Origin of the sequence: Vibrio sp. 10N.222.55.C6 (genome assembly GCF_041473395.1) — a bacterium.
GTDB lineage: Bacteria > Pseudomonadota > Gammaproteobacteria > Enterobacterales > Vibrionaceae > Vibrio > Vibrio crassostreae_C.
In genome coordinates this window covers 1-1,097 of record NZ_JBFRSD010000213.1, presented here as the reverse complement: position 1 = coordinate 1,097, position 1,097 = coordinate 1, and the positions used below count along the sequence as shown (strand labels likewise).

1 protein-coding gene is annotated in these 1,097 nt (G+C 41.0%); it reads left to right on the top strand.

Annotation, left to right across the window (positions count from 1 at the left end):
• Window positions 1–74: 74 nt before the first annotated feature.
• On the top strand, window positions 75–1,097 hold a 1,023-nt coding region (locus AB4486_RS23300), incomplete at its 3' end, for an MrcB family domain-containing protein (protein WP_372118908.1).

The following is a 1,097-nucleotide window of genomic DNA, read 5'->3' as shown; positions in this document are numbered from 1 at the left end:
ATTCAAAGAGTGTACATGAATTAATAGCTAAGATTTAATCGATAAGCTTCGAGTTGTCAAATGAAGGTGAATTTATGAAGTTAAGGGCTCTATTATCAGAAATAGCAAGTAACTGGGTGCAAGCAAAGACAGAGCCATTTTCTAGTCACCCTATTGCTAAGTTACTAAGGAAAGATCTAACTTCATGTTTAAAGGCTGAATTGGATCTTGATGAACGATTTCTGATGAAAGCGAGTGCCGGAGCCGGTAATTGGGCCGATGTCGCTTGGTTATCCATCCTCGACTCAAAAATTACAACTTCAACACAATCAGGTGTATATCCTGTTTATTTGTTTCGCTCAGATGGTTCTGGGGTTTACTTGTCGTTAGGTTTCGGAACCACAGAGTTAAAAAGCAAATATGGGACAACCTTAGCGAAGCAAAAAGCAAAAGAGATGCGAGATAGAATACGTACCTCAAACCAACAGCTTATGCAATGGGATCAGACAGTTGAGTTACGATCGAATACTACATTGGGTCAGTCTTATGAGTGGGCTTCTGCCGGTGCTAAGTTTTATCCGACAGACCAGATGCCAGATAATGATGCTTTAATATCTGACATCAAAGAGCTTTTAGAACTATATGCAGGTATTAATACACGTAATGAGCCTGTAGAACCTACAGTTTTCGTAGAGCGGCAATGCTTATCTAAACCATTCCTTCTTTTAGCCGGTATTTCAGGAACGGGTAAGACTCGCTTTGTTCGTAAACAAGTAGAAGCGACTGGCTCTCTAAATGAAACTTATTGCCTTACTTCCGTGCGTCCTGATTGGCATGAACCAAGCGACTTGTTGGGGTATGTCTCGCGCTTATCAAAAGATGGTCAAGCGGAATACATCACCACTGATGTGTTGCAGTTCATCGCAAAAGCTTGGCGTGGAATCTTTGATAGTGGTTTAAGTGTTCAGGTTCACTCTAATGAACAGCGTGGAGAACGTTTGGTGGTCACTGGTGGTAGTCAAACTCAACAAAAAGTACGATCTTATTGGCTCTGTTTGGATGAAATGAATCTTGCTCCAGTCGAGCAATACTTTGCAGATTATTTATCAGTACTAGAG